The 2417-nt window shown below is 65.7% G+C and carries 5 protein-coding genes; 1 reads left to right on the forward strand and 4 read right to left on the reverse strand.

The features are described 5' to 3' along the window. The 4 genes from EN750_RS40070 to EN750_RS29525 form a co-directional block, all read right to left on the reverse strand. The coding region (locus EN750_RS40070; protein WP_210212779.1) for a hypothetical protein at positions 1–198 on the reverse strand (198 nt) is incomplete at its 3' end. A 25-nt stretch (positions 199–223) separates the two neighbouring features. Further along, complete coding sequence (locus EN750_RS29515) at positions 224–742, reverse strand: hypothetical protein (RefSeq protein ID WP_127398857.1); 519 nt, start codon at positions 740–742, stop codon at positions 224–226. After that, positions 735–1079 carry a hypothetical protein gene (locus tag EN750_RS29520; protein ID WP_127398858.1) on the reverse strand — a complete coding sequence of 115 codons (345 nt, stop codon included), beginning with the start codon at positions 1077–1079 and terminating at the stop codon, positions 735–737. Before EN750_RS29520 ends, EN750_RS29515 begins: the two co-directional genes overlap by 8 nt. A gap of 11 nt (positions 1080–1090) precedes the next feature. Then, positions 1091–1234, reverse strand: coding sequence for a hypothetical protein (locus tag EN750_RS29525; protein WP_127398859.1), 144 nt, complete (start codon positions 1232–1234; stop codon positions 1091–1093). Between the two features lie 175 nt (positions 1235–1409). On the opposite strand from EN750_RS29525, the gene EN750_RS29530 reads away from it, so the two are divergent. Beyond that, positions 1410–2381, forward strand: a complete 972-nt coding sequence (locus EN750_RS29530) for an AraC family transcriptional regulator (RefSeq protein ID WP_127398860.1) — start codon at positions 1410–1412, stop codon at positions 2379–2381. Positions 2382–2417: the final 36 nt, after the last annotated feature.

The raw sequence follows: 2417 nt of genomic DNA on the forward strand, positions 1-2417 counted from the left end.
GTCCGGGCCGGCCGCCAGCTCCGCCAATTGCGCATGCTGGTCTGGCGTGATCGGCGGGCTGGCGGCAGTCTGGCTGCAGCTGGAAGCCAGCAGGCAGATAAGCATTGCGATCGGGCTGCCCCGCCTGACACGTGCCGTGGTTGGAAAAATGCCGCGATGTTCGGCCTCGAGGCTCCCGCCCGGAGTTGCTTTTCCCACCGCCCATTTCCTGTTGCCCAACATCCTATCGCGCCATCGCCGGGCCGAGGACGAGGCTGCGGATTTTCGGCGTCAGCGGCCTGACGACGTCGGCGAAGGGGTCGCCCTCGGCCCGCAAAGCCATCAATCCTTCGACCTCTTCGTCGATGGCCGCGATGGTCTCTGACTTCTGTGCGTCGGTCAGCTCCCTCATGCCGGATATGGCACCCCTGAGCTTGGCGAAAATGGCATCGAGTTCTGCGACCGACATCGTCGCCAGGAACCCGCGCATGGTCTCGCCAAGCGCGACCTTCCAGCTGTCGGCGGTGAAGCCGGCTGTGCCGATCAAGCCCTTGTCCGCGGCATCGCGCTCGTACCAGTCGGCGGCGATCTCCTCGTCATAGGCGAACTGACCGAATTCGGGCTGCAAGGCCTCGATCAGGCCGACGACCGCCGACGCATCCCGCGCTGTCAGCGCCAAGGCATGCGGGCTGTCGAGCATCATGCCGGCAAGTGCGAGCGCGCCGGCCAGCCGGCGCATGGCTGCGAAACGCCGCTCAGCCATAACAGTCCTCCACAACGCCGGCCCGGGCACTGCTCGTCGCCTGGGACTGCAGAACCGAGCCGCCGATCGAGGCGGCCTGGCCGGCAATGACCCCACCATTGCCGGCCAGACCGCCAAGACCCCCCGCCATCGACAGGACACCGCCGAGCAGAGCCGCATTGGTCTGCGCCTTCGCCGCCTTCTTGGCGGCCTCGGCGCAGGCGGTTTCCGTCGATGGTTCGTTCCGGGCCTTGTTGCTGCCGGCCGCGCTCGCGATCGATGCCGGGTTGCTGTCGGCCTGGCCCGTTTGGCAGCCCGCCAGGGCAATGGTCAGAGCCACGAAAATGCTTTTTTTCATGGTGCTGCTCATCATCGGGCAGCGCGCGGCGGCAGCTTGACCTCGCGGTGATCGGTCACCGTGGTGCCCAACGCGATCGACAGCAGATAGGCACGCGGATTGAAGCCCGCCGCGGCCAGTGCCGACAGCGTCTTGAACAGTTGCAAATGAAACATCGTGCCCCCTTGGATTGCCGCCAATACGGTTCCGGTTTCGGAATCGCGCCGCAAACTAGGGGCATCAAAGGGGGACAGCTTGGACAGAACGGCACTGAAAGCGGCCAAAACGGCCCGGTAGCGACGTTTTGCAGGCCGCGGCGCATATGACCGCGCTCTTGGCATGGGGGTGTCGATGACTGCGACGATGGGGCCATCAGCTTCGTTCAGGCTGGCGACGGAGATGTTTCCGGAGCGGGATCGCGTCGAGATTACGCGCGAGGTTTACGGCCGCACGGTTCTGAGGGTGGACCTCGATCCGCTGGCGCCGGCGCAGATCGACATGCGGGTGCGCGCGTTGCCGGGCCTCGGCATCGCCACCGGCAGCTCATCGGAATTCCGGGTGCATCGCACATCGTCGCTGATCGACAACGACGACTTCGTTCTTCTGGCGGCCCTCGATGGGGGCAGCGTGATGAAGCACCGCGGCCGCGAGGAGGCGGTCGGCAACGGCCAGGCGTTGATGATGAGCGGTGAAGAGGTTGGCCTCAACCTGATCGGCGCCGGCGGGTTCCGCTTCATCAATCTGAGTTTCTCGCGCAAGCAGCTTTCGCCTCTGATCGGCGATCCGGCAGCGGTCCTTATGCGGCCCTTGCCGACCCAAAGCGGGGCGATGCGGCTATTGCTCGACTATATCAACTCGATCCAGGAGGTCGGAGACGAGTTGACTGCGGAGGCCTGTCACCTTGCGACGACGCATGTCTTCGACCTTGCCGCACTCGCCATGGGCGCGACCAGGGATGCGGCCCAGATCGCGCGCGGCCGTGGCGTCAGCGTTGCCCGCTTGCGCGCCATCAAGGCCGATATCGTCGCGCATGGTGGCCATGTCGACCTGTCGGCGCGGGACGTCGCCGCCCGCCACGGACTGTCGGCCCGCTATGTCCGCAAGCTGTTCGAGAGCGATGGCACATCCTTGATTGATTTCATGATGAACCAGCGGCTGGCGCGTGCCCATCGCATGCTTGGCGATCCGCGCCATGCCGGACGCAGCATCACCGCGATCGCCTACGAGGCCGGCTTCAACGATCTTTCCTATTTCAACCGGGCGTTCCGCCGCCGTTATGATGCCACTCCCTCGGACGTGCGCGCTGCGGCTTGCAAGCACTGACGCCAAAGCGCCGCCTGCCGGGCGGCGCTCCCGTGC

Origin of the sequence: Mesorhizobium sp. M7A.F.Ca.ET.027.03.2.1, from assembly GCF_003999175.1 — a bacterium.
In the GTDB taxonomy this organism is placed as follows: Bacteria; Pseudomonadota; Alphaproteobacteria; order Rhizobiales; family Rhizobiaceae; genus Mesorhizobium.

What these genes read in the sequence shown, in the direction of transcription:
- EN750_RS29515 (WP_127398857.1), bottom strand. Translation starts at nt 742, where the DNA reads ATGGCTGAGCGGCGTTTCGCAGCCATGCGCCGGCTGGCCGGCGCGCTC.
- EN750_RS29530 (WP_127398860.1), top strand. Translation starts at nt 1,410, where the DNA reads ATGACTGCGACGATGGGGCCATCAGCTTCGTTCAGGCTGGCGACGGAG.
- EN750_RS29525 (WP_127398859.1), bottom strand. Translation starts at nt 1,234, where the DNA reads ATGTTTCATTTGCAACTGTTCAAGACGCTGTCGGCACTGGCCGCGGCG.
- EN750_RS29520 (WP_127398858.1), bottom strand. Translation starts at nt 1,079, where the DNA reads ATGAAAAAAAGCATTTTCGTGGCTCTGACCATTGCCCTGGCGGGCTGC.